The 26,969-nt window shown below is 67.8% G+C and carries 20 protein-coding genes, 1 tRNA gene and 1 pseudogene; 9 read left to right on the top strand and 13 right to left on the bottom strand.

The window, feature by feature from the left end:
* Window positions 1–13 precede the first annotated feature (13 nt).
* Complete coding sequence (gene tagH, locus PHI64_RS06745) at window positions 14–1,816, top strand: type VI secretion system-associated FHA domain protein TagH (protein WP_299880548.1); 1,803 nt, start codon at window positions 14–16, stop codon at window positions 1,814–1,816.
* Window positions 1,816–2,610, top strand: a complete 795-nt coding sequence (locus PHI64_RS06750) for a protein phosphatase 2C domain-containing protein (RefSeq protein WP_299880551.1) — start codon at window positions 1,816–1,818, stop codon at window positions 2,608–2,610. Before tagH ends, PHI64_RS06750 begins: the two co-directional genes overlap by 1 nt.
* A gap of 33 nt (window positions 2,611–2,643) precedes the next feature.
* On the opposite strand, the gene tagF is transcribed toward PHI64_RS06750, so the two are convergent.
* The 5 genes from tagF to tssJ all read right to left on the bottom strand — a co-directional run bounded on the left by tagF (window position 2,644) and on the right by tssJ (window position 10,162).
* Window positions 2,644–3,315, bottom strand: coding sequence for a type VI secretion system-associated protein TagF (gene tagF / locus PHI64_RS06755; RefSeq protein WP_299880554.1), 672 nt, complete (start codon window positions 3,313–3,315; stop codon window positions 2,644–2,646).
* Between the two features lie 46 nt (window positions 3,316–3,361).
* Entirely contained in the window at window positions 3,362–6,919 is a 3,558-nt protein-coding gene (gene tssM / locus PHI64_RS06760; RefSeq protein ID WP_299880557.1) for a type VI secretion system membrane subunit TssM, read from the bottom strand.
* Window positions 6,920–6,935: 16 nt separating this feature from the next.
* Window positions 6,936–8,249 (bottom strand): DotU family type VI secretion system protein, encoded by a 1,314-nt coding sequence (locus PHI64_RS06765; RefSeq protein WP_299880560.1) that lies wholly within the window; start codon window positions 8,247–8,249, stop codon window positions 6,936–6,938.
* Window positions 8,250–8,314: 65 nt separating this feature from the next.
* Window positions 8,315–9,655 carry a type VI secretion system baseplate subunit TssK gene (tssK, locus tag PHI64_RS06770; protein WP_299880563.1) on the bottom strand — a complete coding sequence of 447 codons (1,341 nt, stop codon included), beginning with the start codon at window positions 9,653–9,655 and terminating at the stop codon, window positions 8,315–8,317.
* Window positions 9,656–9,682: 27 nt separating this feature from the next.
* The gene (gene tssJ / locus PHI64_RS06775; protein ID WP_299880565.1) at window positions 9,683–10,162 is read right to left on the bottom strand and encodes a type VI secretion system lipoprotein TssJ; all 480 of its coding nucleotides are present in this window, start codon (window positions 10,160–10,162) and stop codon (window positions 9,683–9,685) included.
* A 195-nt stretch (window positions 10,163–10,357) separates the two neighbouring features.
* On the opposite strand from tssJ, the gene PHI64_RS06780 reads away from it, so the two are divergent.
* From PHI64_RS06780 to PHI64_RS06805, 6 genes are all read left to right on the top strand, one after another.
* The gene (locus PHI64_RS06780) at window positions 10,358–12,592 is read left to right on the top strand and encodes a hypothetical protein (protein WP_299880567.1); all 2,235 of its coding nucleotides are present in this window, start codon (window positions 10,358–10,360) and stop codon (window positions 12,590–12,592) included.
* A 35-nt stretch (window positions 12,593–12,627) separates the two neighbouring features.
* Window positions 12,628–13,953 carry an OmpA family protein gene (locus PHI64_RS06785; protein WP_299880569.1) on the top strand — a complete coding sequence of 442 codons (1,326 nt, stop codon included), beginning with the start codon at window positions 12,628–12,630 and terminating at the stop codon, window positions 13,951–13,953.
* A 63-nt stretch (window positions 13,954–14,016) separates the two neighbouring features.
* Complete coding sequence (locus PHI64_RS06790) at window positions 14,017–16,197, top strand: choice-of-anchor D domain-containing protein (protein WP_299880571.1); 2,181 nt, start codon at window positions 14,017–14,019, stop codon at window positions 16,195–16,197.
* The gene (gene mrtJ, locus PHI64_RS06795; RefSeq protein ID WP_299880572.1) at window positions 16,194–16,604 is read left to right on the top strand and encodes a JDVT-CTERM system glutamic-type intramembrane protease; all 411 of its coding nucleotides are present in this window, start codon (window positions 16,194–16,196) and stop codon (window positions 16,602–16,604) included. The genes PHI64_RS06790 and mrtJ overlap by 4 nt, the downstream gene beginning before the upstream one ends.
* Before the next feature lie 57 nt (window positions 16,605–16,661).
* Window positions 16,662–17,672, top strand: a complete 1,011-nt coding sequence (locus PHI64_RS06800) for a porin (RefSeq protein ID WP_299880575.1) — start codon at window positions 16,662–16,664, stop codon at window positions 17,670–17,672.
* 27 nt (window positions 17,673–17,699) lie between these two features.
* Window positions 17,700–18,290, top strand: a complete 591-nt coding sequence (locus PHI64_RS06805) for a hypothetical protein (RefSeq protein WP_299880578.1) — start codon at window positions 17,700–17,702, stop codon at window positions 18,288–18,290.
* A gap of 157 nt (window positions 18,291–18,447) precedes the next feature.
* Here PHI64_RS06805 and PHI64_RS06810 read toward each other — a convergent pair whose 3' ends face one another.
* The 8 genes from PHI64_RS06810 to PHI64_RS06845 form a co-directional block, all read right to left on the bottom strand.
* Complete coding sequence (locus PHI64_RS06810; protein WP_299880581.1) at window positions 18,448–20,070, bottom strand: serine/threonine-protein kinase; 1,623 nt, start codon at window positions 20,068–20,070, stop codon at window positions 18,448–18,450.
* A 195-nt stretch (window positions 20,071–20,265) separates the two neighbouring features.
* Window positions 20,266–20,350: transfer RNA gene (locus PHI64_RS06815), tRNA-Leu, on the bottom strand.
* A gap of 10 nt (window positions 20,351–20,360) precedes the next feature.
* A complete protein-coding gene (gene minE / locus PHI64_RS06820; RefSeq protein WP_296411854.1) occupies window positions 20,361–20,621 on the bottom strand; it encodes a cell division topological specificity factor MinE in 261 nt (86 codons plus the stop codon).
* Between the two features lies 1 nt (window position 20,622).
* Entirely contained in the window at window positions 20,623–21,438 is an 816-nt protein-coding gene (gene minD, locus PHI64_RS06825; protein ID WP_296566008.1) for a septum site-determining protein MinD, read from the bottom strand.
* A 30-nt stretch (window positions 21,439–21,468) separates the two neighbouring features.
* On the bottom strand, window positions 21,469–22,263 hold the full coding sequence (minC, locus tag PHI64_RS06830; protein ID WP_299880589.1) for a septum site-determining protein MinC: 795 nt from the start codon (window positions 22,261–22,263) through the stop codon (window positions 21,469–21,471).
* A 91-nt stretch (window positions 22,264–22,354) separates the two neighbouring features.
* Window positions 22,355–23,224, bottom strand: coding sequence for an Hsp33 family molecular chaperone HslO (locus PHI64_RS06835; protein WP_299880591.1), 870 nt, complete (start codon window positions 23,222–23,224; stop codon window positions 22,355–22,357).
* The gene (locus tag PHI64_RS06840) at window positions 23,221–23,586 is read right to left on the bottom strand and encodes an ArsC family reductase (protein ID WP_299880595.1); all 366 of its coding nucleotides are present in this window, start codon (window positions 23,584–23,586) and stop codon (window positions 23,221–23,223) included. The genes PHI64_RS06835 and PHI64_RS06840 overlap by 4 nt, the downstream gene beginning before the upstream one ends.
* 90 nt (window positions 23,587–23,676) lie before the next feature.
* Entirely contained in the window at window positions 23,677–26,004 is a 2,328-nt protein-coding gene (locus PHI64_RS06845; RefSeq protein WP_299880598.1) for a Tex family protein, read from the bottom strand.
* A 182-nt stretch (window positions 26,005–26,186) separates the two neighbouring features.
* On the opposite strand from PHI64_RS06845, the pseudogene PHI64_RS06850 reads away from it, so the two are divergent.
* Window positions 26,187–26,969, top strand: a pseudogene (locus tag PHI64_RS06850) (hypothetical protein); the annotation flags it as partial.

The following is a 26,969-nucleotide window of genomic DNA, read 5'->3' on the forward strand; positions in this document are numbered from 1 at the left end:
CGGGCATTTGCTTATGCGCATCGTCGTGATGACTTTCAAGGGCGCTCCGCTGACTGAGCCCATCCAGGCGGAGTTTGGTGCCGGCGGTGGAACCATCGGTCGCGAGGCGGGGAATCGTCTCACGCTGCCAGACCCCGAGCGTCACATCTCCCGGGTACAGGCGCGGGTGCTCGTCGAGGGCGGGCGCTACATGCTGGAGGATCTCGGCGGCAATCCGACCCTCGTCAATGATCGCCCGGTGGGGCGAGGAACCCGCGTGCTGCTCACCGATGGTGACCGGGTCTGTGTCGGCCAGTACGAGATGTGGGTTGAGCAGAGCCGCGTCCAGATGCCAGGCGAGGGGGCCAGGCCGGTCGGCAGCGATCCGCTGGGGCTGTTTGGCGGAGCCTCTTCGGGGGGCTCGGATCCGTTCGGCGCGCCGCCCCGCAGCCCCTCCCTGACGACCCCGGCCGAAGATCCGTTCGGTGTGTTCTTCAATGCGGCCGCGGTGCCCCCCGAGCCGCAGGTGCCAGCGGCCTCCCTGCCTGACCCTTTTGCTCCGGCGCCGCGCCCGGTGGTGCCGCCTCCCGCCGTAATGGGTGGGGTGCCCGGGCTGGAGGCGAGTGTCGATACCCTGTTCGGTATCCGGGCGGGGGATGGGGGCAGGGATCCCTTTGCCGGCACCGCCCTCTCCGGCAATGTCGCACCGACCCTGGGGCAGGCACCCGTCGTAGATGATCCCCTGGCACTCTTTGGTGGTGCCGTCCGGGAGGCCGTGCCGAACCCGGTGCGTGACGATGCGCCGCTGCTTGCCGAGAACATCGGGCTGCCGCGGCCCCTGGCGGTACAGGCTTTGCCCGCTGTTCCCGAGCGCGCCGCGGAAGTGCCGCCGTTGCCGGACCCGGCCCCTGCCGCAGTGACATACTCGCCCGAGCCACCGGCCCGTGATCCGGCCGGTGCTGCGCCGCCGGGGGGGGGTATTGTGCTGTCCTGGTCTGCCGGCGAAGGCTCCAATGGCGGATCCACACCGGCCCGGGAGCTGGGAGCGCTGCCCCAGACAGAGATCTACGAGCGCCGCAAGGACGCGTCGTCGCCGGCTTCCCACCCGCCCCGGGCGGCCGGTGCGCAGGCCTTTGATGTGGTCCTCACGCCTCCGCCGCCCCTGTCACCTGCCACCCCTGCACCCACGCCCGAGCCGACAGCACCTGCCGCCGCTGCGCCTGCGTCGCCCGATGTTGCGGCGGCGCTGCTGGCTGCCTTCCAGCGGGGCCTGGGCATGCCGATCTACGCGCATGGGGGGTTGACCCCCGAGCGCATGGAGCAGCTTGGTGTCGTGGTACGCGAGTCCGTGGCCGGCACCATGGGCCTGCTCAAGGCCAGGGCCCTGACAAAACGCGAGTTTCGGGCCGACATGACGATGATCGTCAGCCGGGAGAACAACCCGCTCAAGTTTGCGCCGGACCTGGAGTTCGCCCTGTTTCAGTTGTTGGAGCCCAAGGGCGGCGGCTTCCTGGCGGCAGAGCCTGCGATGCGCGATGCCTATGTCGACCTGCGCTCCCATCAGTTCGGTTTCCTGGCCGGCATGCGGGCCGCGATCGGCGGGCTGATCGAGCGCTTCAAGCCCGAGGTGCTGGAGAAGCGCATCAGCCACGGCGGCTTCCTGGCCAGCGTGCTGCCCGGCGCACGCAAGGCCCGCCTGTGGGATCTCTACGAGCAGCACTATGCCGCCATCTCCCGGGAGGCCGAGGACGATTTCGATGCCCTGTTCGGACGGGAGTTTCTGAAGGCCTACGAGGCGCAGATCGAGCGCCTCAGGGACGAGGCGGAGGAGCAGTGATGGACCGGTCTATCGCCCTCGAGACGGCCTATCTCTCGAAGCCCGGCGGCAGGGGCTACAACGAGGATGCCTGCGGTTTCTGGAGCAACGACAGCGCGGCATGCTGGGTCGTTTCGGACGGGGCGGGCGGGCATGGCAGCGGCGACATTGCGTCGCGGCTGGTGGTCAGCAGCATCCTTGAGGCGTTTTCCGCCAATCCCACGGTGAGTTCGGACCGGGCGATCGAGCTCCTGCGCCATGCCAATGACGCGGTGATCAACGCCAAGCAGAGCGGTGTGACCAAGGACGACATGCATGCCACGGTGGCCCTGCTGATGGTGGATCGAGCCACGGAGTCGGCGATCTGGGGGCACGTGGGTGATACCCGCATCTACCTGTTTCGCGACGGTGACATTGCCTACCGCACCCGTGACCACAGCCTGGTGCAGAGCTTCATCGATGCGGGCTACAGCAGCCCGAGCGATCTCCGCACCCATCCCCAGCGCAGCCTGCTCACCTCCGCCATCGGCTCCGCCGAGACCATCGAGCTCTCGGTGGCCGGGGCGCTGGTGGGGTTGAAGCAGGGCGACGCCTTCCTGATCTGTACCGACGGATGGTGGGAGTACGTGGACGAGAGCTGCATGCTGTCCCAGCTGGCGGGGTCGGTCGAGGCCAACGACTGGCTGGTGAGCATGGCCCTGCAGGTGGAACGGGTGGCCAAGGCCGAGAACGACAACTTCAGTGCGGTGGGGGTGTTCTATGGCGCCCGGCCCGCTGCCACCACCGTCATCCGGTCCTATCCGTCGGCCCAGTGAGCAGTGGCCTGAGCCTGCCTTGAGGGCAGCCGGTCAGGCCCTGACGCTGCCCTGGAGCATGTCCACAAAGGCCGGGCCGGACGGCAGATGGGCATGGGCAATGGCCCGTTGTCCGTCGCTGTCCCACCACAGGCTGTAACCCTCCAGGAGCTCATCGAGCGCTTCGCCGGCCAGCCCGTCGAAGGCCGGTGGTTGTCCCGGGAGGCGGGGCAGCGGGCAGGCCCGGCTGCTGGCCTTCAGGGCGGCCAGGGCTGCGCCACCGGGCGGCGGTGGCCCCAGGTCGAGGGGGCCGGCTGCGGCCAGGGCGGCTTCAAAACCTGCTACCGTGGCCTCGTGGGTCAGGCAGGCCCGGGCCGCATCCTCAAGACGGTTCAGCCACGCATCCAGCGCCGCGACCTGGGTGGCCGCCCAACTGAAGGGCGGGAGCGCAGTGCAGATGGTGAGCGGAAAGTAGCGCCCGACCCTATCCACGGAGGGGAGCAGGATGCCGCTCCAGCGGCGCCCATCCACCACCCCGGGGCCCAGCATGAAACGCCAGACCGGCGCCCGCAGGTAGGTGGCCAGCCAGTTGCCCCCCAGGGTGCGCTGGCTGTCGACGATCACCGCCTGCAGCCAGGTGTCCCAGTGGGTGATGAAATCCTGTTCCAGCCGGCGCTGGGCGAAATCACCCAGCGCCGGCAGCTTGCCGTACCAGCCTGCGGTCATCGTCGGGCTCCTGTGTGACTGTTCCGGTCATCCTGTCCTGGCGGGGCTAGAGGCCCCCGGGGCAGCGGAATTCGGCGAGTTCGCGCAGCCGGAAGGGGTTCTGGACACTTCCCGCGGTCACTTCGAAACTGGCGCCGCGGCCGTCCACGTCAAAGCTCACGCGGAACTTCTCCGGTGCGCCCAGGCTTTCGATGCGGGCCTTGTCGAAGAGCCGGAACAGCGCCCACGGGCCTTCGGTGGAGAATCCGGAGTTGCCGCTGGCGGAAGGCGGATTGACCTGAACCCGGGCGCTCAGGCCGCCCTTGGCGCCGGGCCACTGCACCGACTGGAGCACCTGCGGGCCGTGGGCATAGCGGATCAGCTGACCATCCACGTCGAGGGTGATCTGGGTGAGGGCCGGGTCCATCTCGAGGGGTTTGAAGTCCAGGCGCAGGGCGCCGCCGCTGCGGAAGAACACGTCGCGGATGACCGCTGCCCGCTGGAACTGCACCAGGCTGCCCGGGTCGCCGAGGGACTGCTCCTGGACCTTCTTGAAGCTCCACTGGCGGGTGGAGGTGTCCACGTACTGGGCCAGGTTCTTCTGGAAGAAATCGTCGATGATGCCGCCCGGCGCGAACAGCCGGGCGAAGTCTTCCCGGGTCACGTCCCGTGTGCTGCCCTTGGTGAAGGGGTAGCGGCCCTCGATGGCGCGCTGGCAGAACTGGCCGACCTGGCCGCCCACGTTGGCCGACAGGTTTTCGCGGGTGGCGGAGAGGGCCTGGCTGACGCCGGCGTTGGAGATCTGCTGCAGCATCGAGCGCAGGGGTTCGGGCATGCGCGCGCCTTCGGCCTTCACCTTGGCAGCGGTGCCCCCCGGCGGCGGCGCCACCTTGTCGCGCAGGGCGGTTTCGGTGGCGGTGAGGTTGACGTAGACCTCGTTGAGCAGGGCCATCACGCCGTCGATGGGGGCGGTCTTGCCGTCGCTGCTGTCCACCAGGTTGCGGATCGGGGCGAAGTGCTCGTCCACCATGCTCTCCTGGGAGGGGCCCTGGGGCCCGCGCCCGCTGGCGACGGGGTCGAAACCGAGGATCTTGCCCAGCTCCTGGCGGGCGCCGGAGATCTTCTCCTTGGCCGTATCCACCACGGTCTTGTCCTCGGGCTTGCGGCTCAGGGAGGTCTCCCGGGCCACCGCCTTCAGGAAGCGCGGCAGGGGCGAGTCCGGGGCTGACAGGGTGCGCGCCTGCTGGATGCTCTGCTGCAGGCTGGCGGAGCGGATCAGGGTTACATCTTTCAGATACTCGTCCCACACCGCGATGTAGTCTGCCAGGTAGAGCCGGCGGACGTCCTCGATGAGGCGGGCGGCGTCGGGCGGGGTGCCGGCGGCGCTGCCCAGCACCCAGGTCTCCTCGCCGGCCAGCTGCTGGGTAACGCGCCCGACCTCCCGGTCGAAGCCCTTGTAGTAGCCGTCGTGGGTGTACAGGCCGGCGATGCCCTTGGTCAGGGGCTGGCCGCTCTTGCGTGTGAAGACCAGCGCGGCGGACGGGCCAGCGGCCCGATCAAGGGCGAAGTCGGGGATGTCGCGGCCGACGCCCTGGCGCTTGAGGCGGCTATACACCCGGGCCGGCAGCGAGAAGCGCAGCAGCTGGTTGCGGGCCTGGGCCACCAGGGCACTGTCGGTGGCCACCGGGGAGCTGACGGCGCCGTTGGCAAACAGATTGTCCAGGTGCTGGTTGAGGGCGCTGCGCTGATCGGTGGTGGCGCCGGCGGGGAGGGTCCGCTCCCAGTCGCTGGTGATCCAGGCCTTCAGTGCCTCCCCGTTGAAGTGGGCCGGGTCCTGGAGCATCAGGTAGGCCTTGAGGGCCTCGTAGGTGAACTCCAGGTTGTTCCGCGGCAGGCTGTCGCGCAGCTGCGCGTCGATGCGCTGGGCGATGCGCGGCATCAGCGCGTCACGCAGCACGTTGCGGTAGGCCTGGTCGGCCGCAGCATCAAGCTTTTCGTCCTGGGCCAGGCCGAAGCCCAGGGACATGGGCGTGTTGCCGTTGGGGCGGGCGGCAGTGACGGACACGCCCTGCACGGCATCGATCACCGGCAACAGCGCTAGCAGATTGTCCAGGGGCAGGTCGGAGGCCTTTACGGTGACGGGTTTCAGCTCGGCCACGCGGGCATTCACTTCATCGATGTAGCCCCGGTTGCCGATGTAGGAGAGCGTCCAGGCCAGCAGCAGACCCACCGACACGAGGCCGATGGCGGCGAAGGCGGCCAGGCGGATCAGCCCGCGGCGGCGCTCCCAGGCCAGGTTGGCCTTGCCGATGCCCTGCTCGGCAAAGATCACCTCGCGCAGCAGGCGCGTCATGAAGAAGCTCTTGCCCGAGCCGAACTGGGGCGGCAGCACGCGCCGTTCCAGGCTGAAGGCGCCGCCCAGGGTGGCCAGCACCCGGTCGATGGGGCTGCCTTCCTGGGTGCCGCTGGTGAAATAGACGCCGCGCACGAGGGCGTCGTGCTTGAAGCCCGAGGAGGCGAAGATCTGGTCGATGAAGCTGCCGAGCACGCGGGTGGCGCCAGCAAACTGATGGGGAAAGGCGGCAATGGCCTCGCGCCGGGACAGGTCGCGCTCGCTCTGCAGGCGTTCCAGGAGCTGGCCGTCGATGCGTGCCTGGAGGCCTGCGAAACGTGCGCTCAGGCCGGCCAGAGGCTTGGCCTCGTCGTCCAGGGGCAGGGTGGTGCCCCACACCTGGTCGCGGGCATCCTTGCCCAGGTTGCCGAAGAACTCCTGGAAACCGGCGATCAGGTCGGACTTGGTGACCAGCACGTAGATCGGCAGGCGCACGCCGAGTTCGGTGTAGAGCTCGTGGATGCGCTCGCGCAGGGCAGCGGCATGGGCGCTGGCGGCGGCTTCGTTGTGGGTCAGCAGGTCGCTCAGGGAAAGGGTCAGCAGGACGCCGTTGAGGGTTTGGCGGGGGCGGAACTTCTTGAGCAGGGCCAGGAATTCACGCCACGCGCCCTTATCGCTCTCCCGGTCGGAGTCCTGGGTGGTGTAGCGGCCAGCGGTGTCCAGCAGCACCGCTTCGTCGAAGAACCACCAGTCGCAGTTGCGCGTGCCGCCCACGCCCTTGACCTGATGGCCGGTGGTGCCTTCGGCCAGCGGGAAGCGCAGGCCGGAGTTGATCAGCGCGGTGGTCTTGCCGGAGCCGGGGGCGCCGATGAAGACATACCAGGGTAGCTCGTACAGGTAGCGGCTGGAGCCCAGGGCGGACAGCTTGTCCAGCGCGCCGCCCTTGGCCTCGCCGCCTAGCCGGCGCTGCTTGAGCACGGCGGTGCCTTCGGCAAAGCGCTGGCGCAGGGTCTGCAGCTCCGGCGACTCTTCCTTCTGGGCCGGCTTGCCGGCGATGCCGTCGATCAGCTCGGCGTTCTTGCGGCGGGCTTTCCAGCCCCGGTAAGCCAGGTGGCCGGCGATGGCCAGCACGCACAGCACAATGAGCACCAGCCGGGCGGTTTCCGATTCGAAGGGAGCGTGGCCGGCGATGGCGACGAGGGGCCCCACGTACCAGATCACCAGGCTCAGGGCGATGAGGCCGATGGCGGTGATCGCGACGGGGTGGAGGAGGGCCTTGAAAAAGCTTTTCATGGAGGTGTCCAGCGGATCAGTTGCCCGGAGCCGGGGGGAACACGACGATTTCGACGCGCCGGTTGCGGGCACGCCCTTCCGGCGAATCGTTGGAGGCGACCGGCATGCTCTCGGCCATGCCTTCGGCCCTGATGCCGCCGCTGCCCGGCAGGCGCGCCGCCAGCAAGGCCGCCACGGCGTCGGCGCGGGCCTTGGAGAGGTGCCAGTTGGACGGGAAGCGCGCCGAGCGGATCGGCTGGTTGTCGGTGTGGCCGCGGACCACCACACTGCCGCCCACCTTGCCGATGGCGGTGCCGATGTGGTCGAGCAGCGCGATGAAGGTGGCCGAGGGGGTGGCGCTGCCGGCGTCGAAGAGGCCGTCGCCCTGGGTCAGCACGATGCTCCGGTCGGCCAGGTCTTGCACCACCAGGCGGCCGGAGCGCACATCGGCGGCGAGCTGGCTGGCCAGTCGGTCGGGGGCCGGGGCGGCAGGGGGGGCGGCCTTGGCGACGGCGTTGCGGGGCGCTACGGTGAGGGCGAGGATGTCGGAGAAGGTCGGGTCGGACTGGCGGTTGAGGGCGAAGGAGGCGCCGACGTAGACCAGGCCGGTGAGCGCCGCGGCCACGGCCGCCACGGCCCAGATGGGCAGGCTGTCACGCAGGGGCTTGCGCTGGCTGGCGGTGGTGCGCCAATCGGGAGAGAGCTCCCGGTCGGGTTCGCTGCGCACCCGGCTGAGCATGGCGTAAAGGCGCTCGCGCACCTGTTCGAGCTGGGCCGCACCGTTCTGCAGGACCCGGTAGCGGCCCTCGAAGCCGAGGCTGATGATGAGGTAGAAGAGTTCCAGCAGGTGGCGGTGGGTGTCGGGCTGCTCGGCCACCTTGCCCATCAGCTGGAAGAACTTCTCACCGCCCCAGGCTTCGTTGTGAAACTGGATCAGCAGGCTGTTCTGGGCCCAGATGCGCTCGCCCCAGGGAGTGTTGGCGGCGGCCTCGTCGAGGAAGGTGCACAGGGCGTAGCGGGCCGCCACTACGTGTTCGTTGGGGCTGCCGGAGGCGCGGGCGCGGCGCTCGAACTCCTGCAGCGCCTGGGCCAGGGTGGCGCGCAGGCCGGACGGGTCGGGCGGAGCCACCTGGCGCAGTTGGGGGGCGAGGTTGAGCAGGGGGCTGGCGGCCGCGACGAGGGGGTTGAGCCCGGTCTCCCAGTCGAGGGCGCTCAGGTCGGTGCGTTCGAAGCGTCCTCCACCGGGGGGGGGCGGAGGCGAGCCGGCCTGGGGGGCGGGGCGGGCACCCGGGGACGGAATGATCAGGGTGCGATCGGCGGGCATCTGCCCGAACGGATCATCGTGTGCCATGGGCCAAACCTCTCAATGGCACCCCCGCGCCGGCGGGAGTGGAACGATTGCGCCGGGGCCCGCGCCTAGGCGCGGATGGCCCACAGGGAAAGATCAAGGCCGGGAAAGTCCCCGGTGACATAGATGCCGAGGGCGCCGGAGGCGTCCAGCTGTTGCCAGAGGTCGCCGGTGTTGTCGAGCTCGAAGTAGGAGAAGCCAGCGTGGTAGGGGATCTGCCGCGGGGCCACCGGCAGCGGACGCAGGGCGATGCCGGGCAGCTGCAGATTGACCAGGTCGCGCATGCGCTCCAGGGGGCCGAGCTTGGCCTGGGCGGGGAAGCGGGTGCGCAGCATCTCGCCGGGCAGCTGGGCATTGACGGCCAGGATGAAGCCGGCGTTGCGCAGCAGGCTGCGGTCGATGATGTGGCCCACGTAGCGCCCCTGCTTGTGGTCCTGAAGGTCGATGGCGATGGCGTTCTGGTCGAGCAGGGTGGTGAGCCCCAGGCGGATGGCGCGGATCAGGGGCAGGAAGCACAGATCGAGCTCGTCGTGGCAATACACCGGGAAATCCCCGGGGCGGCGCTCGGTGGTGGCGAGGGTGGATAGCTCTCCAGCCACTTCGAGCAGGCGCTCGAACAGGTGGTGGGGGTGCAGCGGGCGGTCGGCGCGGAACTGGTCGAACAGCGGCTGGTAGCGATTGACCGTCATCAGGAACAGGAAGTCGGCCACCTCGGCCACGCCACCGGCACCCGGGTGGGCCAGCCGCGAGGCGAGGGCATCGCCGCGCTGGCGCAGCAGGGCGCTGACTTCCTTGATGTAGCCCTCAAGCACTGGCGAGGCGGTGCTGTCGAGCACCGGGGGAATGTAGCCCCGGTCGAGGAGCAGGCTGTTGTCGGCACGTTTCTCGGTGACGCGGACCACGCCGATCCGGGTGTAGGCATCGGTCAGCGGGTCGCTCAGGGCCAGGCGCAGCTTGGGTTGCCCCACCTGGATGCCGACGGTGCCGCCTTTTTCGGTGTGGGCGTCGTTGAGCTCGAAATCCACCGGCTCGTAGCGGGCCAGGCGGGCGGTGGCATCGGCGGCGTCGAGGCTGACTTCGAGCCCCTGGGCGCGGCGCAGGGGCAACGCCAGGCAGACGAGCTGGTCCTTGGCGTCTTTGGGGAAGTCGAGTGCCGGCGGCGGGAGGTCGATGCCGGGAATGTCGAAGGGCGTGCCGTCGGGCAGCACGCCGCGGGCTTCGACGATGGCGAGCTTGCCCGCCAGCAGCGCGGCTTCGTCGATGACCAGGTGGGAGAAGCCCCAATGGTTGCCGAACAGCGGCGCCACGCGGGATTCCACCCACCAGGCGGCGTGGCGGTCCTGCTGCTGAAAATGCTGAGGTTGGAGAAAGAGGCCTTCCGACCAGACAACCCGACTGAACCAAGACATTGTGATGATCTCCAGGGCCTGAGCCGGTCAGCGTTGGGGGCCGATGCTGACGGTGTCCCGCCCGACTTTCGCTTGCAGGGTATTGAGCGTGTTTCGCTGGATGGGGGCCACGGCCCGCCAGACTGTTCGGTTGGGGTCGCGGTAGGCCACGAAGACGCCGATCGACTTCACCTCTGCTCCGGGCCGCAGCAGGGTCTTGACGCTTTCACCCGGCCTCAGGGTGATCTCCTCACGCTGTACGCTGGTGTTGCCGAGGGTTTTTTCGTCGGCATCGAAGAGCGAGAAGAAATCGGCGGCTTCGAATGATGCCGGGTGAGACAGCAGGTAATAGCGCACCACCACCGGGGTGGAGCGCCCGCGGCTGTCCTGATTGACAGACGTATCGGCCTGGAGTGTCAGCTGAACCAGCGTGGGGGGAAGCTCTGGAACTTGCGGCTTGCTGCCGCCACAGGCGGCCAGCGCAATGCACAGGCCAACCCAGCAACCGGTCTTGAATGGCTTCCACATGAATCGGGGTCCGCGAGTCGACGACCGCAGCAGTTTATCCTGTAACCACAGCGCTTGAGCGGCGGATAAAAGGCCACCGGGCATTATCATTTTTGCTAAGGTAAGCGAATAAGGACGTCGGCGTGCGAAGGCCTTTTACGGCCGGGTGCGACCAGGCATGAAGCCACAACGTCATCACCGCAGAGGGAGGCCCACATGCGCGTTTCGCTCGTCTCGAAAGTGCCCGTCGCGTCTGTCGCCTGTTTGATCGTCTTGGGCCTGCTGGCCGGGTGTGGGGGCTCCGGGAGCGCCGATGGGGTCAAGAAGAGTACGGGCGCAACACTCACCTCCCTGCGGGTGGAGGCGCGTGACGGAGAAGGCGACAGCCTGAACTACCAGTGGCGGGTGACGGCAGGCAGTATCGATAACCGCAATGCCAGCGCCACCACCTGGGAGCTCCCCGACGGCCCCGGTATGCACTTCGCCTATGTGCTGGTCGGCGACGGCCGAGGTGGCTACATGGAGCAGCAGTACGCTGTTTCCAGTGATGCCTTCAGGATTTCCGCTCCGCTGGCCACCCCGGCAAGCTATAGCACCCCGGCCGTGGCCGCCGGCGACGAGGTGAAGGGGGGCACCGTGCGGCTCCGCTTCATCGCCGATTTCGACACTACTTTCCACAACGGGGCCGCTTCGGGGGTCCGCAACGTCTATCTCCCCGACATCCGGGTGAACGTGACCAGGGCTGGTAGTGGCGAAGCGGTGTTCTCCGGAACGAGCAACCTCGGCGGTGAGCTGACGCTCCCGGCCCTGGCCGAAGGGGAGGCCTTCAACATCGTTTGCAGCGGCCCCCAGGGGAACACCCTGGAGGGCTGCAGCACGCTGACGGGCGCCGCGCTTTCGCAGGGGCTGCAGCTGGGCGTCAAGGCGCCGTCGAACGTGCATAACCTGCGCCTGTATGGACATGTGGGGCTGGCGGATGGCGGCATCTGCGGCGTGGACAACACGTTTTTCGGCGTTCAGTCCGCAGCCACCGTCCAGGCGTTGCAGGCGGATGGCAGCAGCCTCGCCGCGCCGGTTCGGGTGAACCGCTTCGGCGACTACGTGCTGGATGCAGCGGTGCTGGTCAACGCCCGTCTCAAGCTCCGCATTAGTTGTGAAGCCTATTCTGTGACCCTCGACCTGCCCACCCCGACCGGGGGCTACCTGGGCAATGCCATCGAGTTTTCCCATGTCATTCCCAATAGCCGGCCGGCGATGGTCAAGATGCTGGCCAATGGCCCGGATGGCAATGTCCGGGGGCAGATGGTTGTGCCGGTGGCCGGCGCCTTCTCCGTGGCCCAGCCCCGGTCCGACCACTTCCTGACCTACAAGGGGGCCGACAGCCGGGTGGGGGCCTGCAACTACTACCGGGCCTTGGGCGCGGTGAAGGACTGCGACGCCCAGGGCAACATGGTGGGCCCCATTACCCTGGAGGACTGGAAGCGCGAGAACCGGATGGGCAGCTACCGGGCCGGCAACGAGGAAGTCTCGGCCACCTATGTCAATCAGCGCGATCTCAACCTGGTGCGGCGCATGGTGGCCACACAGGCCGCGCCGGACCGGATCGCCTTTGTCGTCTGCAACCACCCCGGCCCGGACGGTGAGACCCAGCGCGAGACCAATGAGGTGATCGAAACGGCCCTTGCCGATGAGAAGCGCGTTGCCTGCGTTGCCATGGAGTATTCGCCGGCCACGGGGCGGAGCGATGGCCAGCCTTTCACCAAGTTCCTTACCTTCGGGCCCGACGGCAAGCTGGTGCTCTCGGTCAATCTGGACGGACGTGGCGAGAAGTACATGCCCGGCGCCTGCGTGGCCTGCCACGGCGGTGCCGGCTACCTGGGGCACTTCCCCGAATCCGGCCACCCCAGCCCCGATCTAAAGTCGAATTTCCTGCCCTTCGATACCGGCAACTATCTGTTCTCGACCCGCCAGGGCTTCTCCGAGGCAGAGCAGGCCGCCGCCATCCGCAAGCTCAACGATCTGGTCGTTGCCACCCAGCCGGCCACGGCCACCCGCAAGCTGGTCCAGGGTTGGTATGCCAGGTCGGCCCTGAGCCTGGACAAGACCTACGTACCGCCAGCCTGGGTCAGCTACGACACGGTCAAGCCCGGTGCCGCGCGGTTCTACCGGGAAGTGGTGGGCACCTCGTGCCGGACCTGCCACGCCGCCATGCAGGACAATTTCGACTGGGACTCGGGGGCCGGCCAGCCCATTCTCCTGAGCCGCGTGGCCCTGCCCCACGTCTGTGGCGGCCAGGCCGACCTGTATGCCAATGCTTCCATGCCAAACGCCCTGATGTCCCTGGACAAGCTCCATACCCGCATCCAGGCGGACCCCTCCCTGGCGACGCTGGTGAAGGATTTCCTGGGCTGCACCACCCCCGCCCCGGATCCGGTCTACCCCCGTCGCTGATCCCCGCACATTCTGCCGGACCCTAGGAAAACCAGATGAAATCAAGCACATCCACCCCCTCCCTCAAGATCCTGGCGGCGCTGCTGCTGAGCATGGGGCTTGTCGCCTGCAGCAACCCCAAGGGGCCCGCGTCGGCGGGCAGTGTCCGCGCCACCCCGGATGCAAGCCAGAACACGGCGGCCGATACCGATCCGGGCTACGTCGCAGAGGGTGCCCCCCAGCCGCCCGTCCGCTCTCCGCGCAAGCCCCTGGTCGCACCTTCCCCGATCAAGTTCGAGGACGCCATCACCCGTGCCGGCGACAAGCTGTTCGAGGATGCTCTGGCTGAGTTGGGCAGTGGCAAGCGGGCTGTGGTCATCGACCCACTGATCGATGCCAACACCGGCGCCCAGACCGTCAGCACGGTCAAGATGGGGCAGCAACTCCAGGCCCTGCTCAAGCAGCGCCGCTACACCAATTTCACCGTCAAGCCGCTCACCCGCCAGAGCCTGGCGGAGCAGCCCCTGCTACTGATCGGCACCCTCACGCCGGTCAATGTGGAGCGGGCCATCGACACGCCGCCCGACGCCTTCCGGGTCTGGCTCACGGTCATCGACCTGAAGACCCGGCGGGTGGTCGCCAAGCAGATCGACCGGGCCACCGTGGGCTCGGTGAATCCGGAGCCGCTGCCTTACTTCCGTGACAGCCCGAGCTGGCACAAGGACAAGACGGTGATGGGCTACATCAACTCCTGCCAGGTCAACACTCAGGTCGGCGATCTGGCCGACCCTGACTACCTGTCCCGGCTGCCTGCCGCCGCGGTCATCAATGAAGCCATGCTGGCCTACAACGACGGCAAGATCGGCGATGCCAACGCGCTGTACAAGGAGGCTTCCGGGCTTGCCGACCGGGGTGATCTGCGCGTTCTCAACGGTCTCTACCTGACCAGCTGGCAGCTGGGCCAGCGGGACGCCGCCCAGGATGCCTTCAGCCGGCTGGTGGCCTCCGGCCTGGAGGCCAGGCGCCTGCCCATGAAGCTGCTCTTCAAGCCCGGCACCGTCAGCTTCAACGACCTGGGCGACCTGCCCACCCAATACCAGCTATGGCTCGCCACCATGGCCCGGGAGGCGGGCAAGACGCCCGCCTGCATGAAGATTGTCGGGCACACCAGCCGGACCGGCAGCGCCAGCGCCAACGAGCGCCTGTCCCTGCGCCGTGCCGAGGCGGTGAGCAAGCTGCTGGAAGGGCGCGAACGTTCGTTGCGCACCCGGCTGTCGGTGGGGGGCGTCGGCTCCCGCGAGGCCCTGATCGGGCTGGGGACCGATGATCAGCGGGATGCTCTGGATCGGCGGGTGGAGTTCCGGGTCGTCGATTGCATCTAGGCGTCGGCTTCACAAGGGGCCCGGCAAGGGCCGGACACACGCATTCTTGGGGGGCAGATGGGCATGTTCATGAATCTTCGGAATGCAGGCCGGATCGCGCTGGCGGTGTCAGGCCTTGCCATGGCTGGCGCTGCCATGGCAGCGGGCGGCCCCAGCTCGACACTCTGGACGGATGTCTGCCAGACCTGCCACCAGGGGAAGGACCACCCCGGCTTCGTGTCCACGCCGTCGAACCCTCCGACGGATCCGCTTTACCCATCCATCCTCAAGTCCGCCAATCGATCCGACTACACCTGGCTGGATTCCGTCGCCGGCCTGAAGGCCCATATCGCGGCTGTCGCCACGCCGGGCTCCACCATGAAGCCGTACTACGACGCCTACATCGCCAGTGGTACCACCACGGTGGAGGCTTTGCGTGTCTTCCTGCTGGCCGCCCTGGATGGCGCCTTCGACAAGACGAGCATCAACTTCGGCAGCAGCGACATCAATGTTGCAAAGAGTGACAGCGTCACGATCACCAACCTGCGAGCCAGTAATCTGGTCGTGAACACGGGGTCGATCAGCGTCAGCGACCCGGCCAGTTACCAGATCAACGCGGCTTCAAGCACCTGCTTCACTCAGCCAAGCCTCGGCCCCGGTGGAGAATGCACGCTCTCCGTCTCTTTCAAGCCGGCCAGCGCCGGCCTGAAATCCGCCACCCTCCAGGTCCCGCTGGATCCCGCCGGTGGCGACCCCCCTCCCACCGTGGCAAACATTGCGCTGTCCGGGACGGGGAGCGCGCCGCCGCCGATCCCTGTCCCCATCCTCAGTTCGGGCAACATCAGCGGACAGATGGATCGCCCGGTGGGAGAGAGCAGCACCGCCGACCTGACGCTGTTCAACGTCGGCAATGCCCCGGTCAGCCAGCTGGTTGTCGCCATCCAGGGGGCTGCCGCGGCTGACTACACCTTCACCGAAGACTGCGCCACGAATCCCCCAGCGCCAGGCGGCGTCGAGGCGTGCACGGTCCGGGTCAGCTTCAAACCTGCTGCCCTCGGTGTGCGTGAGGCGACGCTGCTGGTCAGCTATTCGGGAGGCGCGCCCACGCAAGATTTCTCCCTGCCGGTGGTCATGAACTTCAGGGGCATCGTTCCGCCAAAGCCCGTCGCTACCCTCACCGCGTCCACCGACTTCGGCAGCCAGGGGGTCGGTAACGTCTATCCGCCCCGGCGGCTCATCTACACCAATTCCGGGCTTGTCACGATCGCCAATATCGCCGTTTCGATTGCCGGCGAAGGCTTCTCGCTTGTCAGCCCCGCCTGCCCCGCCAGCCTGGCACCGGGGGCCAAGTGCAGCATCGACGTTCAATTTGCTCCTGCCCTGGCGGATACAGACTATGCGGGTGTGGTGAGCGTTGCCAGCAACGCCGAGGGTGCTCCCCACAAGGCCACCCTGAACGGCCGCGGGGTGAATGAGCCGACCCCCGTGCTGGCCTGGTCTGGGGCGGGCGGCGTGGTCGATTTTGGCGCCGTTGCAGTCGGCGCCAGCCGGGAGCTCGATGTCACGCTCACCAACCCGGGCCCGGCGGCTGTGATACTCAAGGTTGCCAACATCCTCGGCGCCCAGGCCCGGTCCTTCCTGGTGGTGCCGATTTCGTGCCAGTTCAACGACTATCTCACCGCGGGGCAGTCCTGCAAGTTCAGGCTCAGCTTCAGACCCGGCTCGTCCGGCACCAAGGTCGCCGATGTCCAGGCCGGCACGACGGGGAGCGCCCCGGGCTTGCTGACGGTCACGGGCATCGGGCTCAGCGGGCCGGAGCCCGGGGCTGTGCTCTCTTCGACGGCCTTGAGCTACACGCCGGTCCGGGTCGGCTCCAGTTCGGCGCCGCAGCTCATCACGCTGCGCAGTAGTGGCTCCGCTGCCCTGCAGATCACCGACATTGCCCTCAGCGGCGCCTTTGTGATCAGTGCGCAGACTTGTGCGGCACCCCCCTTCAGCCTGGAGCCGGGCTTTGACTGCACCTTCTCGGTGAGCTTCAAGCCCACCGTCGAAGGAACGCTGGCGGGAAGCGTAAAGATCAGGTCAAACGCGGCTGATCTGCCGGAATTGCAGATCAGCCTGAGCGGCACGGCCGATCCGGCCCCCAAGACTTCGGGGGGCGGCGGCTGCTCCCTGGTGCAGGGGGATTCGCCTGCCGATCCGACCCTGTGGCTGCTGGCCGCCGCCGCGCTGGGCGTGCTGTGGTGGCGTGGGCGCCGGGCATGAACCGGCAGCCAGGCCTTGCAGCCCGGCCGGATGCGGGCCTGCTGCTGCAGTGTGCCGCCGTGCTCGGCCTTGCCGCCATCGCGGCGGGCCTGAGTGGCACGGCGTGGCGGCAGGGGGTTGTCCTGCTGCTGTTCGCCCCGGTGGTGGAAGAGCTCATCTTCCGCCGGGGCCTGCAGGAGCTTCTGCTGTCGCGCCGCTGGCCCGGCTGGCAGGCCAACCTGGCCGTGGCGGCCACCTTCGCCCTGGCCCACGGAGCCCTGAGGGGCAGCGTGGAGGCCCTTGCCCTCGTGCTCCCGGCGATCCTGCTCGGCATGCTCTACGCGCACTGGCGGCGGCTGGGGCCCTGCGTACTGGCCCACGCCCTGATGAATGGCGTCTGGCTGCTCGCTGTACCGACCCTGATTTGAATCGACCCCAGGCATGGCGCCCCGCCGACACTCCGAAGCTGACACAGGCTGAACATCATGAAAAACACATCCACGATCCTGACGGCAGTCCTGGGCGGGCTTCTCTTCATCGGCGCCGATGGGGCCTTGGCCCAGGTGGATTACAGCGTCTACGGCGTTGCCGACCTCTCCTACGGTGTCTTTGAGCAGAGCGGGCTGGCCAGGGATGTGCGTTTCAACAGCAACTCCCTGTCGCCGAGTTTTGTGGGCGTTACCGGCAGCTACGGCTTCGACGATGGCTGGAGCGTGGCCGCCGTGGCGGAGACCTTCATCCGCTTCCACGATTTCAAGACCGGCCGGCGTGACTCCGACCCCCTGCTGTCCAGGAATGCCTTCATCGCCCTGCGCAGCAATGACTACGGCGCCCTGCGCTTCGGCCGCCTGCAGACCCCGATCTTCGACACCACCAACCGCTTCAACGCGCTCGGCAATTCACCCCTGTCGCCGGCGATCCGCCAGCTCTTCTTCAGCGGCAACATTGAAGGGGTGGATGGGGATTTCTACTGGGACAACGCCGTCGGCTACACCAGCCCGAACTTTGATGGATTGAGTTTCAATTTGATGCACGCTGCCCAAAAGAATGAGGAGCGGGGCAGCTACCAGGGGGGCAGCGTGGTGTGGTCCGTGGGCCTGCTGTCGCTTGAGGCCGCGGCCCAGAATGTGCATGTGAATGACGGCATCAAGGACCCGACCAGAGAAACTACCTGGCAACTGGGGAGCAGTTACAACTTTGGCTTTGCCCGGGTGTTCGGCCTGTACTCCCAGGTGCGGGACCGGGGCCTGGATGCCAGGAGCAAGCTGGCCTCGGCGGGGGTCAGCCTGCCCCTGGGGCCGGGCTCCCTGCTGTTCCAGGTCGGCTCCTCCACCACCGCAGGGGCGGCGATCGACCGCAAGCACACCACCATCAGTTCGGCCTACCTGTATGAATACGACAGCGCCACCGATATCTACGTGATCGGCATGGACGACCGGGTCCGCGGCCAGAGCAGCGGGCAGTCGGTGGCCCTGGGGGTACGTTTCAAGTTCTGACGGGGCGGGCTGCCCCAGGGAGCAGAGATGACTGCATTGAACAGTTGCTATGTGAATGAGACGGCTCGGCAGGCGGCCGAAGGGGGCATGCGTGTCGAGGGCGTGAACGATTTTTCGCCAGGTACGGTGCTCTTCCGGTTTGTCCAACGGGCGGACGTGGCGGACGAGGTCTACATCTCCAGTCCCTGGTGGTTTCAGGCCTCGTCGGTTCGCCGCATTCTGCAGGCGGCGCGCGAGGGACATCGGGGTGAGAGCCAGGCCTCCGGTCAGGCGAGCCGCATGGCGGCCCTGTCGTCGACCTGGGCGCGCAGTGGGGCCCACTACTTGCTGGCAGCACGGGTCATCGCGCCCATGACCTTTCTGTGGGGGGCGCCGCGGGCAGTCGGCATGCGCAGTTCCGGTGATGAGCGCGCCTCCGGGCTGGATTCCGGATCCGTGGTTGCGGAGATCGAGATCGTGCCGGACCCGCGTTGCGTCCAGCTGTTCCTGCCCGGGATGCAGGATGCATCGCTGGCCAGAAAGGCGGTCAGTGTCATCTCCCGTACCAAGATGAAACACAGTGAAGCCCTGGCGGAAGGGGAGATCGAAGTCTTCCTGCGCAGCATTACGGCCTCCTGACGCTGGCGGCAGGCCGTCATCCTGACTTGAGGGCCCCCTTCCGTGGGGTCGAATTCATTCGACCGCGGACTTTGGTCAGCGGCTTGCCGGTCATTGGCGTGAGCAGGTCGAATGAACTCGACCCTACGGGCCCTCCAGCCGCCGTTGCTGCGCGGGTCTAGCGGCAGCGCGCCTTGTCAAATCGGGCCAGGAGCTCGGGCGAGCTTTCGCCGAGGGAGATGCGCTGCAGGATGCTGGCGCATTCGGCGGAACGGGGGGGGCCAGCTTTTTCGGGTTTGGCCGGCTTGGTGCCCGTGGCTGCTGCGGTGTCGGCCGGTGCCTTGCGCACGGGAGCGGGCGTGGCGGAAGTCTCCCTGGGGGAGGGGCGTGCGACCGGGGCCGGGGTTTCGGGCTGGCGGCGAACGGGGGCGGGCGGGGTTGATGGCGCAGCCGGTGCAGCCACTGAAGGGGGCGTCGATGGGGCGGCTGCCGGAACCGCCGGTGGGGCTGCAGTCGGAGTCGCCGAAGAAGGGGCAGGCGGGGCCGGTGTTGATGCTGCTTCAGCCGGGGCCGGGCGTGCAGGTGGGGGCGCGGCTTCCTGCACCGCGGGTGTTGCGGGCCGTGCAGCAGCGGGGGTTGTCTCCGTCGGTCGCTTCCCGGTGCTCAGCCACCAGGCTGCTGCCATGGCACAGGCAAGAGCCAGACCGCCCCCCGTCAGAGCGATGGGGGATATCCGTCGTGGAGATGGGGTAGCGGCCTCGGCTGGGCGCGGGCCGGGTGTGGGCTGGCTGTTTGCGGCCGGGGGCCTGGCGTGCTCTGGCGGTGATGGCTGCGGTTCCAGATCATGGACCAGGTCGGCGATGGTCTGGGTGCGTGCCTCGGGCCGGGCGGCCAGGGCCCGGTCGATGGCCCCCAGGAAACCCGCGCTGAAGCCGACCGGTGCCCGCTCCGCCAGCGGGTGGTATTGGTCATTGAGCAGCCGCCCCACCGAGGGCGGCGGTGTGCTGCCGGTGATGACCCAGTGCATGGTGGCCGCCAGGGCGTAGACGTCGGTCCACGGCCCCTGCTTCATGTCAGGCAGCTCGGCGTACTGCTCGACCGGCGCGTAGCCGGGCTTGAGGATCACGGTGAGGGCCTGGGTCATGTCGCCGATCACTCGGCGGGCGGCACCGAAGTCGAGCAGCAGCGGGCGGCCGCTGCCCTCCAGCAGGATGATGTTGTCCGGGGCGATGTCCCGGTGGAAGCACTGCTCCCCGTGAATGAGCCGGAGGGCATCGCACAGGGGGGTGAGGATCCCGGTGAGCCAGGCCTCGCTGACCTGTGTCCGGTCTGCCTGGATGTGGTCCTTGAGGGTCTCCCCTTCGTAGAGGGGCATGACCATGTAGGCCGTGCCGTTCGCCTCCCAGAAGCGATACACCTTGACCAGCGCGGGATGGTCGAACTGGGCCAGGAGCTTTGCTTCATTCACGAAGCTCCTGAGGCCCGCCTCGTAGGTGCTCCGATGGCGCTCCGAGCGGGGCGCCACGGTTGCCGGGCCCTTGCGTGAGGCGATCGAGGCGGGCATGTATTCCTTGAGCGCGACCTTGCGCTCCAGGGAGTGGTCCCAGGCGAGGTAGACGATGCTGAAGCCGCCCTCGCCGATCTTCGCCCGCAGCTCGAATTCGCCGATCAGGGTGCCCGCAGGCAGCGCTTGTCCGTCCCCGTCATCGTCGATCCGCGGGGCGCTCCCCGGCGTGGCGGACGTGTCATTGCCGGCAGCAGAGAGAATGGTGCGGTCGTCTTCTTCTGGTGCGTTGCTCATGGCCGGTCCGGGGTCTTGGGAATGCGTCAGTCTTGTGGGTTCGGGCGATGGACTGTAAAGCCTGAACGGCGCGGAGGCCACACGCGGTTCATCGTAGCATGCCCGCGTGGCGGCTCCGGTGCTTGTCAGGCACCCCGCCGGATAAGCAAACACCCTGCATCCGGAGAGTGCAGGGTGTTGATTTTCAGTACTTTCTGGTGCCCGGAGCGGGACTTGAACCCGCAAGGCTTGCGCCGGCGGATTTTAAGTCCGCTGTGTATACCGATTTCACCATCCGGGCGGGGAGGGCTTCAGCGCTGGGGCTGTTCCGGCAGGGTGATGTTGACTTCGAGGATCTCGCAGTTGTCCTGCTTTTCGAGCTGAACCTTGATGTCGTCGGGGCCTACGTTGACGTACTTGGAGATGACGGCGATCAGTTCGCGCTGCAGCTCGGGCAGGAAGTCGGGCGCCCGGTTGGTGCCCCGCTCGTGGGCGATGATCAGGGACAGGCGTTCCTTGGCGACGGAGGCGGTCTTCTGCTTGGAGCCGAAGAAGTAGGAGAGGAGGGACATCTCACTTGCCTCCGAAGATGCGCTTCAGCAGGCCGGGCTTTTCGTAGTTGACGAAGCGCAGGGGCCGTTCTTCTTCGAGAAAGCGGGCAATGACGTCCTGGTAGGCGGTGGCCACGTCGCTGTCCTTCAGGTGGATGGCCGGGGTGCCCTGGTTGGAGGCCTGGAGCACGTCGTCGGATTCGGGGATGACGCCGATCAGGGGCACGCGCAGCAGTTCCTGGACGTCCTTGTAGGACAGCATCTCGCCATCTTCGACGCGCTTCGGGGCGTAGCGGGTGACCAGCAGGTGTTCCTTGACCGGCTCGCGGCCTTCCATGGCGCGGCGGCTCTTGCTTTGCAGGATGCCGAGGATGCGGTCGGAGTCACGCACGGAGGAGACTTCGGGGTTGGACACGACGATGGCTTCGTCGGCGAAGGTCAGGGCCATCACGGCGCCCCGCTCGATACCGGCGGGGGAGTCGCAGATGACGTAGTCGAAGCCCATGTGCTCGAGCTCCTTGAGCACTTTCTCGACGCCTTCTTCGGTCAGCGCGTCCTTGTCGCGGGTCTGGGAGGCGGGCAGGATGAAGAGGTTCTCGCAGTGCTTGTCCTTGATCAGGGCCTGGTGCAGGTTGGCCTCACCGTTCACCACGTTGATCAGGTCGTACACCACGCGGCGCTCGCAGCCCATGATGAGGTCGAGGTTGCGCAGGCCCACGTCGAAGTCGATGACGGCGGTCTTGTAGCCGCGCAGGGCCAGACCGGTGGAAATGCTTGCGCTGGTGGTGGTCTTGCCGACGCCACCCTTGCCGGACGTTACTACGATGACGCGTGCCACGATGTCCCCTTAAGTCTGTGAGTCGCTGCTTCAGTCGTTCTGAAGCGGCATGATTTCGAGAGTGTGCAGGTTGTCCGAGCCGCTCAGACGTACCTGGGTGCTGCGCCCGGCGACGGCTTGCGGGATGCCCCGTTCGAAGGTGCGATACACCCCGGCGATGGAGACGAGCTCGGGTCCGAAATTGGTGCTGAAGATGCGGGCGCTGGTGTCGCCCCGGGCGCCGGCGAGGGCGCGGCCGCGCAGAGGGCCATAGCAATGGATGCAGCCGTCGGCGATGACTTCCGAGCCGGGGCTCATGCCGGCCAGCAGCACCAGGTCGCCGCCCTTGGCATAGACCTGCTGGCCGGAGCGCAGCGGGCGCTCGACGACCATGGTGGTGGCAGGGGCGACACTTGCCGCGGCAGCCGGCTGGGGCGCTGCTGGTGGCGCCTCGACGGGCGCGGGGGCCGGCGGCGGGGCCTGGGGCTTGGGCGGGGCGATCGGGCGCTCGGCGGAGATGCCTTCCGGGCCGAGGATGGCCAGGTTGGCACGGCGGGCGCCGTCGTGCAGGTAGTCCGGCAGGTTGCGCACACCAATCGGTTGCACCTGGTAGCGGCGCAGCAGGCTGATGATGGCGGTCCAGTCCACCCGGTCCGGGGTGCTGGCGAGCTGGGCGAAGTCGAGCACGGCCGGTTCGCCGGCAAAGAAGTCCGGCATGCCGCCGAGCATCATGTGCAGGGCATCGGCGAGACGCACGGCTTCGGTTTCACGGACGTGGGCGGTCATTACCGCCAGGCTGGCGCCTTTGAACTCGATCAGTTTGCCCTGCAGGGATGCGTCGGCCATGGATGTCGGGTGAGGGGTTAGCGGACTAAAACCGGTGAAGTCTACGTTTCAGCAGGGTTTCGGGCAAGTCCGCTCGCCAAATGGCTGAAGATCAGTGCAGGGTGCGGGGTTCGGCGGGGGGCTCGGCGAACAGGGCGGCCACGTCGTCGGCATCGAACCGGTATTCATGGTTCGACAGGTCATCGTGGATCAGGATCTCGCCGTGTTCGGCCAGCATTGCGTCGAGCTCGGTCCGACCCAGGGAGCGCAGCATTTCGCGCACCTTTTCCCAGTTCTGCGGCCACTCGTGGGTGACTTCGCGGGTATCGAGAAGGCGCACGGTCTCCTGGTGGAACAGGCGGATCAGGATGTCTTCGGCGGAGAGCCCGAGGAGCTCGTCGTCGCGGATCGTGGCGGCAAGGCGGGTGATCCGGTCCCAGCCGTCCGGGTCCTTCCGGTCGGCGTCGGGGAGCTTCTGCAGGAACAGGCAGGCCGCACTGCGGGAGGATGCGGCGGTGTGCAGGGCGGCCGGCTGCTGCTCGGACTGGGTGAGATAGTGTTCGAAGACCTCGGCCACGGAGCTGCCTTCGATGGGCACGTAGCTCTGGTAAGGGTGGCTCAGGCCGGGCATGTCCAGGGTCAGCAGAAGGTGGCCGTCACCCACCAGGTCGGCGATGCCGGTCTTGCCGGCAGCTTCGTCACTGGCCTTGGCGTAGCCGCGCAGGTTGAGGCCCTCGGTGACATCCACCACCAGCAGGCTGACCGGGCCGTGGCCCTGGAGCTGGATGGTGAGGCGGCCGGACTGTTTGAGGTTGCCACCGATGATGCTGGCCACGGCGCTCATGGCGCCCAGCATGTCGCGCACCGGGGGGGCGTAATCACGATTGACGAGCAGGGCCTGCCAGACTTCGTCGAGCCGGACGATGGCGCCGCGGATGTCGAGGTCTTCAAGGAGGAAACGTTGGATGGTGGAGGTGCTCATTCGGTCGTCCCCGCGGGGCTGAGAAAACTGGTGTAGAGGGCGGTGTCGAGGCCGACCAGCAGCTGCCCGCCGTCTGTCTCGATGACTGGCCGGCGGATCAGGCTGGGGAATTCCTGCATCAGTTGCACGGCGGCGCTCTGGGTGTCGATGGCCTGGCGCTCTGCGGGCAGCTTGCGCCAGGTGGTGCCGCGGGTGTTGATCAGGCTCTTCCAGCCGATGGCCTTGCTCCAGGCGTGGAGGCGGGCGGAGTCGATGCCGGATTTCTTGTAGTCGTGAAAGGTGTAGGTGACACCGTGCTCGTCGAGCCAGGCGAAGGCCTTTTTCATGGTGTCGCAGTTCTTGATGCCGTAAATCGTCGTCATGGTGCCGGAAGCAGCGCGACGCCCCGGGAGGCGTCGCTGGAAAATCAAGGGGATGGGGCGGATTTTAGCCGCCCGTGGGGGCGCCGGGGCTTATTTCTTGAGGGCCTTGGCAAAGGCCGAGGCCAAGGAGCCCGCCATGGCCGGCTCCCGGTTCGGCTTGCTTGCGGCCGGGCGGGGATTGCCCCGGGGGGCATCGCGTCGATCCCCGGCCGGCTTGCTGCCGCCCTGGGGCTGGTCGCCCATGCGCATGGTCAGGGCGATGCGCTTGCGCGGCAGGTCCACTTCGATGACCTTCACCTTGACCACCTGGCCGGCCTTCACGACGCTGTGGGGGTCCTTCACGAAGCGGTCGGCCAGGGCCGAGACGTGGACCAGGCCGTCCTGGTGCACGCCGATGTCCACAAAGGCGCCGAAGTTGGTGACGTTGGTGACCACGCCCTCGAGGATCATGCCCACTTCCAGGTCCTTCAACTCCTCGACGCCGTCCTTGAAGCTGGCGGTCTTGAACTCGGGGCGGGGGTCGCGGCCGGGCTTGTCGAGTTCCTTGAGGATGTCCTGCACGGTGGGCAGGCCGAAGCGTTCGTCGGTGTAGCGCTCGGCCTTGAGCTGGCTGATGGTGCGGGAGTCGCCCATCACCTCGCGGGCGTCCTTGCGGATGTCGGCGAGGATGCGTTCCACCAGCGGGTAGGCTTCCGGGTGCACGGCCGAGGCGTCCAGCGGGTTGTTGCCGTTGCTGATGCGCAGGAAGCCGGCGGCCTGTTCGAAGGTCTTGGGCCCAAGGCGGGGAACGTCGAGCAGCGCTTCGCGGCTCGGGAAGGGGCCGTTGGCGTCCCGGTGGGCGACGATGTTGGCGGCCAGGGTGGGGTTGAGGCCGGAGATGCGGGTGAGCAGGGCGGCGGAGGCCATGTTCACATCCACGCCGACGGCGTTCACGCAGTCTTCCACCACCGAATCCAGGGCCCGGGCCAGGCGGGTCTGGTTGACGTCGTGCTGGTACTGGCCGACGCCGATGGACTTGGGGTCGATCTTGACCAGCTCGGCGAGCGGGTCCTGCAGGCGGCGGGCGATGGAGACTGCGCCGCGCAGGCTCACGTCCAGGTCCGGGAACTCCTTTGCGGCCAGCTCCGAGGCCGAATACACCGAGGCGCCGGCTTCGGAGACGACGATCTTGGTCATGTGCAGTTCGGGGCGCAGCTTGATCAGGTCGGCGGCGAGCTTGTCGGTTTCGCGGCTGGCGGTGCCGTTGCCGATGGCGATCAGGGACACATTGTGCTTCTCGCACATCTTGGCCAGCGCGTGCAGGCTGCCGTCCCAGTCGCGGCGGGGCTCGTGGGGGTAGATCACGCCGGTGTCGAGGAGCTTGCCGGTCTGGTCCACCACCGCCACCTTGACGCCGGTACGCAGGCCGGGGTCGAGGCCCAGGGTGGCGCGGGGGCCGGCGGGGGCGGCGAGGAGCAGATCCTTCAGGTTGCGGCCGAAGACGCGGATGGCTTCTTCCTCGGCCTTCTCGCGGAGCTGGCCGAGCAGCTCCAGCTCCAGGTGCAGGGAGATCTTGACGCTCCAGGCCCAGCGCACGGTCTCGCGCAGCCAGGGGTCGGCGCCGCGGCCTTCGTCACGGATGCCGAAGTGCCCGGCGATCCGCCCCTCGCAGGGGTTGGGGCCGGGGGCGCTGCCGTCGGTGGGGTCGGAGTCCAGCCCCAGCTGCAGGCGCAGGAAGCCTTCGTTGCGGCCGCGGAACAGGGCCAGGGCCCGGTGGGAGGGTACGGTTTCGATGGATTCGCGGAAGTCGAACCAGTCACGGAACTTGGCCGCGGCGGGGTCGTTCTCTTTTTCGGCGATCACGGTGGAGGCGACGACGCCGTGGTCCACCAGGTATTCCCGCAGCTTGCCGATCAGCTCGGCATCTTCGGCAAAGCGCTCCATCAGGATCTGGCGGGCGCCATCCAGCACTGCCCGGGTGTCGGCAAAGCCCGCCTCGGCGTTGAGGTAGGCGCCGGCTTCTGTCTCGGGGACCAGGCTGGGGTTGGCCAGCAGGGCGTTGGCCAGGGGCTCGATGCCGGCCTCCCGGGCGATCTGGGCCTTGGTGCGGCGCTTTTGCTTGAAGGGCAGGTAGAGGTCTTCGAGGCGCTGCTTGGTTTCGGCGTTCTCGATGGCTTCACGCAGCGGTGCGTCGAGCTTGCCCTGCTCGGCAATGCTGGCGATCACAGCGGCGCGGCGGTCTTCCAGCTCGCGCAGGTAGCCGAGACGCTCCTCGAGGTTGCGCAGCTGGGTGTCGTCCAGGCCGCCGGTGACTTCCTTGCGGTAGCGGGCAACAAAGGGCACCGTGGCGCCTTCGTCGAGAAGCTGCACGGCAGCGGAAACTTGACGGGGCTGTACACCCAATTCGGCGGCAATGCGTTGTTCGATCGGCAGAAGCATGGACGGGCTGGCGCAAAAAAAGGGCGCATGGTGCAGAAAGCTGGCCGCGCCTGCAAGCCCGTGGCCGACCCGGTTTCCGGTAAAATCAAACAATTGTCCGTGTCGCGAAGCGGTCCCATTCCGCGCACATCCAGCCTGGCCGCCATTCTTGGCGAGTCCGGCCCAGCAGGAGATAACACCGAATGAATCCATTTTTCGCTGCGTTGGCGGCGGTGGCGTTTGGCTTGACCGTGGTCGGGGCAGATGTCTCGGCCGCGCCGCAGCCATCCCATCCCGCCCCGGCCCGCAAGGCAGCACCGGCGGCCAAGGCAGCCGCCAAACCCGTTTCGAAGCCCGCCGCCAAGTCGGCACCCAAGGCGGCACCCGCTCGCGTCGCAGCGCCGGCCAGGCAGGGCAAGGCGTCGGCGCCCAAGGCGGCCGTGGTCAAGGGGAGCGCCTCCAAGTCGATCCCGGCAAAGCCGGCGTCGTCCAAGGCTGCCGCTGTTCAGGGCAAGCAGTCCGCCACCAAGCAGGTTGTTGCCAGTGGCAAGGCGGGGCGCGGTGCCAAGGCGGCTCAGCAGCCGGCGCCGGTTGAGCTGGTGACCAAGAAGGGGCGTAAGGGCCGGGCTGAGCCTGTCGTGGCAGCTGCCCGTGAATCTCGTACCCAGCAGCATGGCCGGATTGCGCCGTCTACGCCCGCGCCGGTGGTGGAGCGTCGGCCTGTCGTCAGGGGGGGGGCTGCGCCCATCGGGCGTGAGGCTTTTGTTCCGAGTTCGCCCCCGATCTCCCGCGCCGAGGCGGTGCGTCAGTTGCAGGGCCGAGTGGCTGCACCGGCCGCGGCGCCCGTGGCACCCGTGGCTCCGCGTGCAGCGCTGACAATCCCCCCCCCGGCGGCGGAAGTTTCCCGGGCTGCATCCCGTTCGATGCCGGCCACGGAGCCCCCCCTGCAGGCGACCAACGAACTGCCCAGGCGGGTGGCACCGGTA

The sequence above is a fragment of the Zoogloea sp. genome (genome assembly GCF_028689785.1).
Taxonomy (GTDB): domain Bacteria; phylum Pseudomonadota; class Gammaproteobacteria; order Burkholderiales; family Rhodocyclaceae; genus Zoogloea.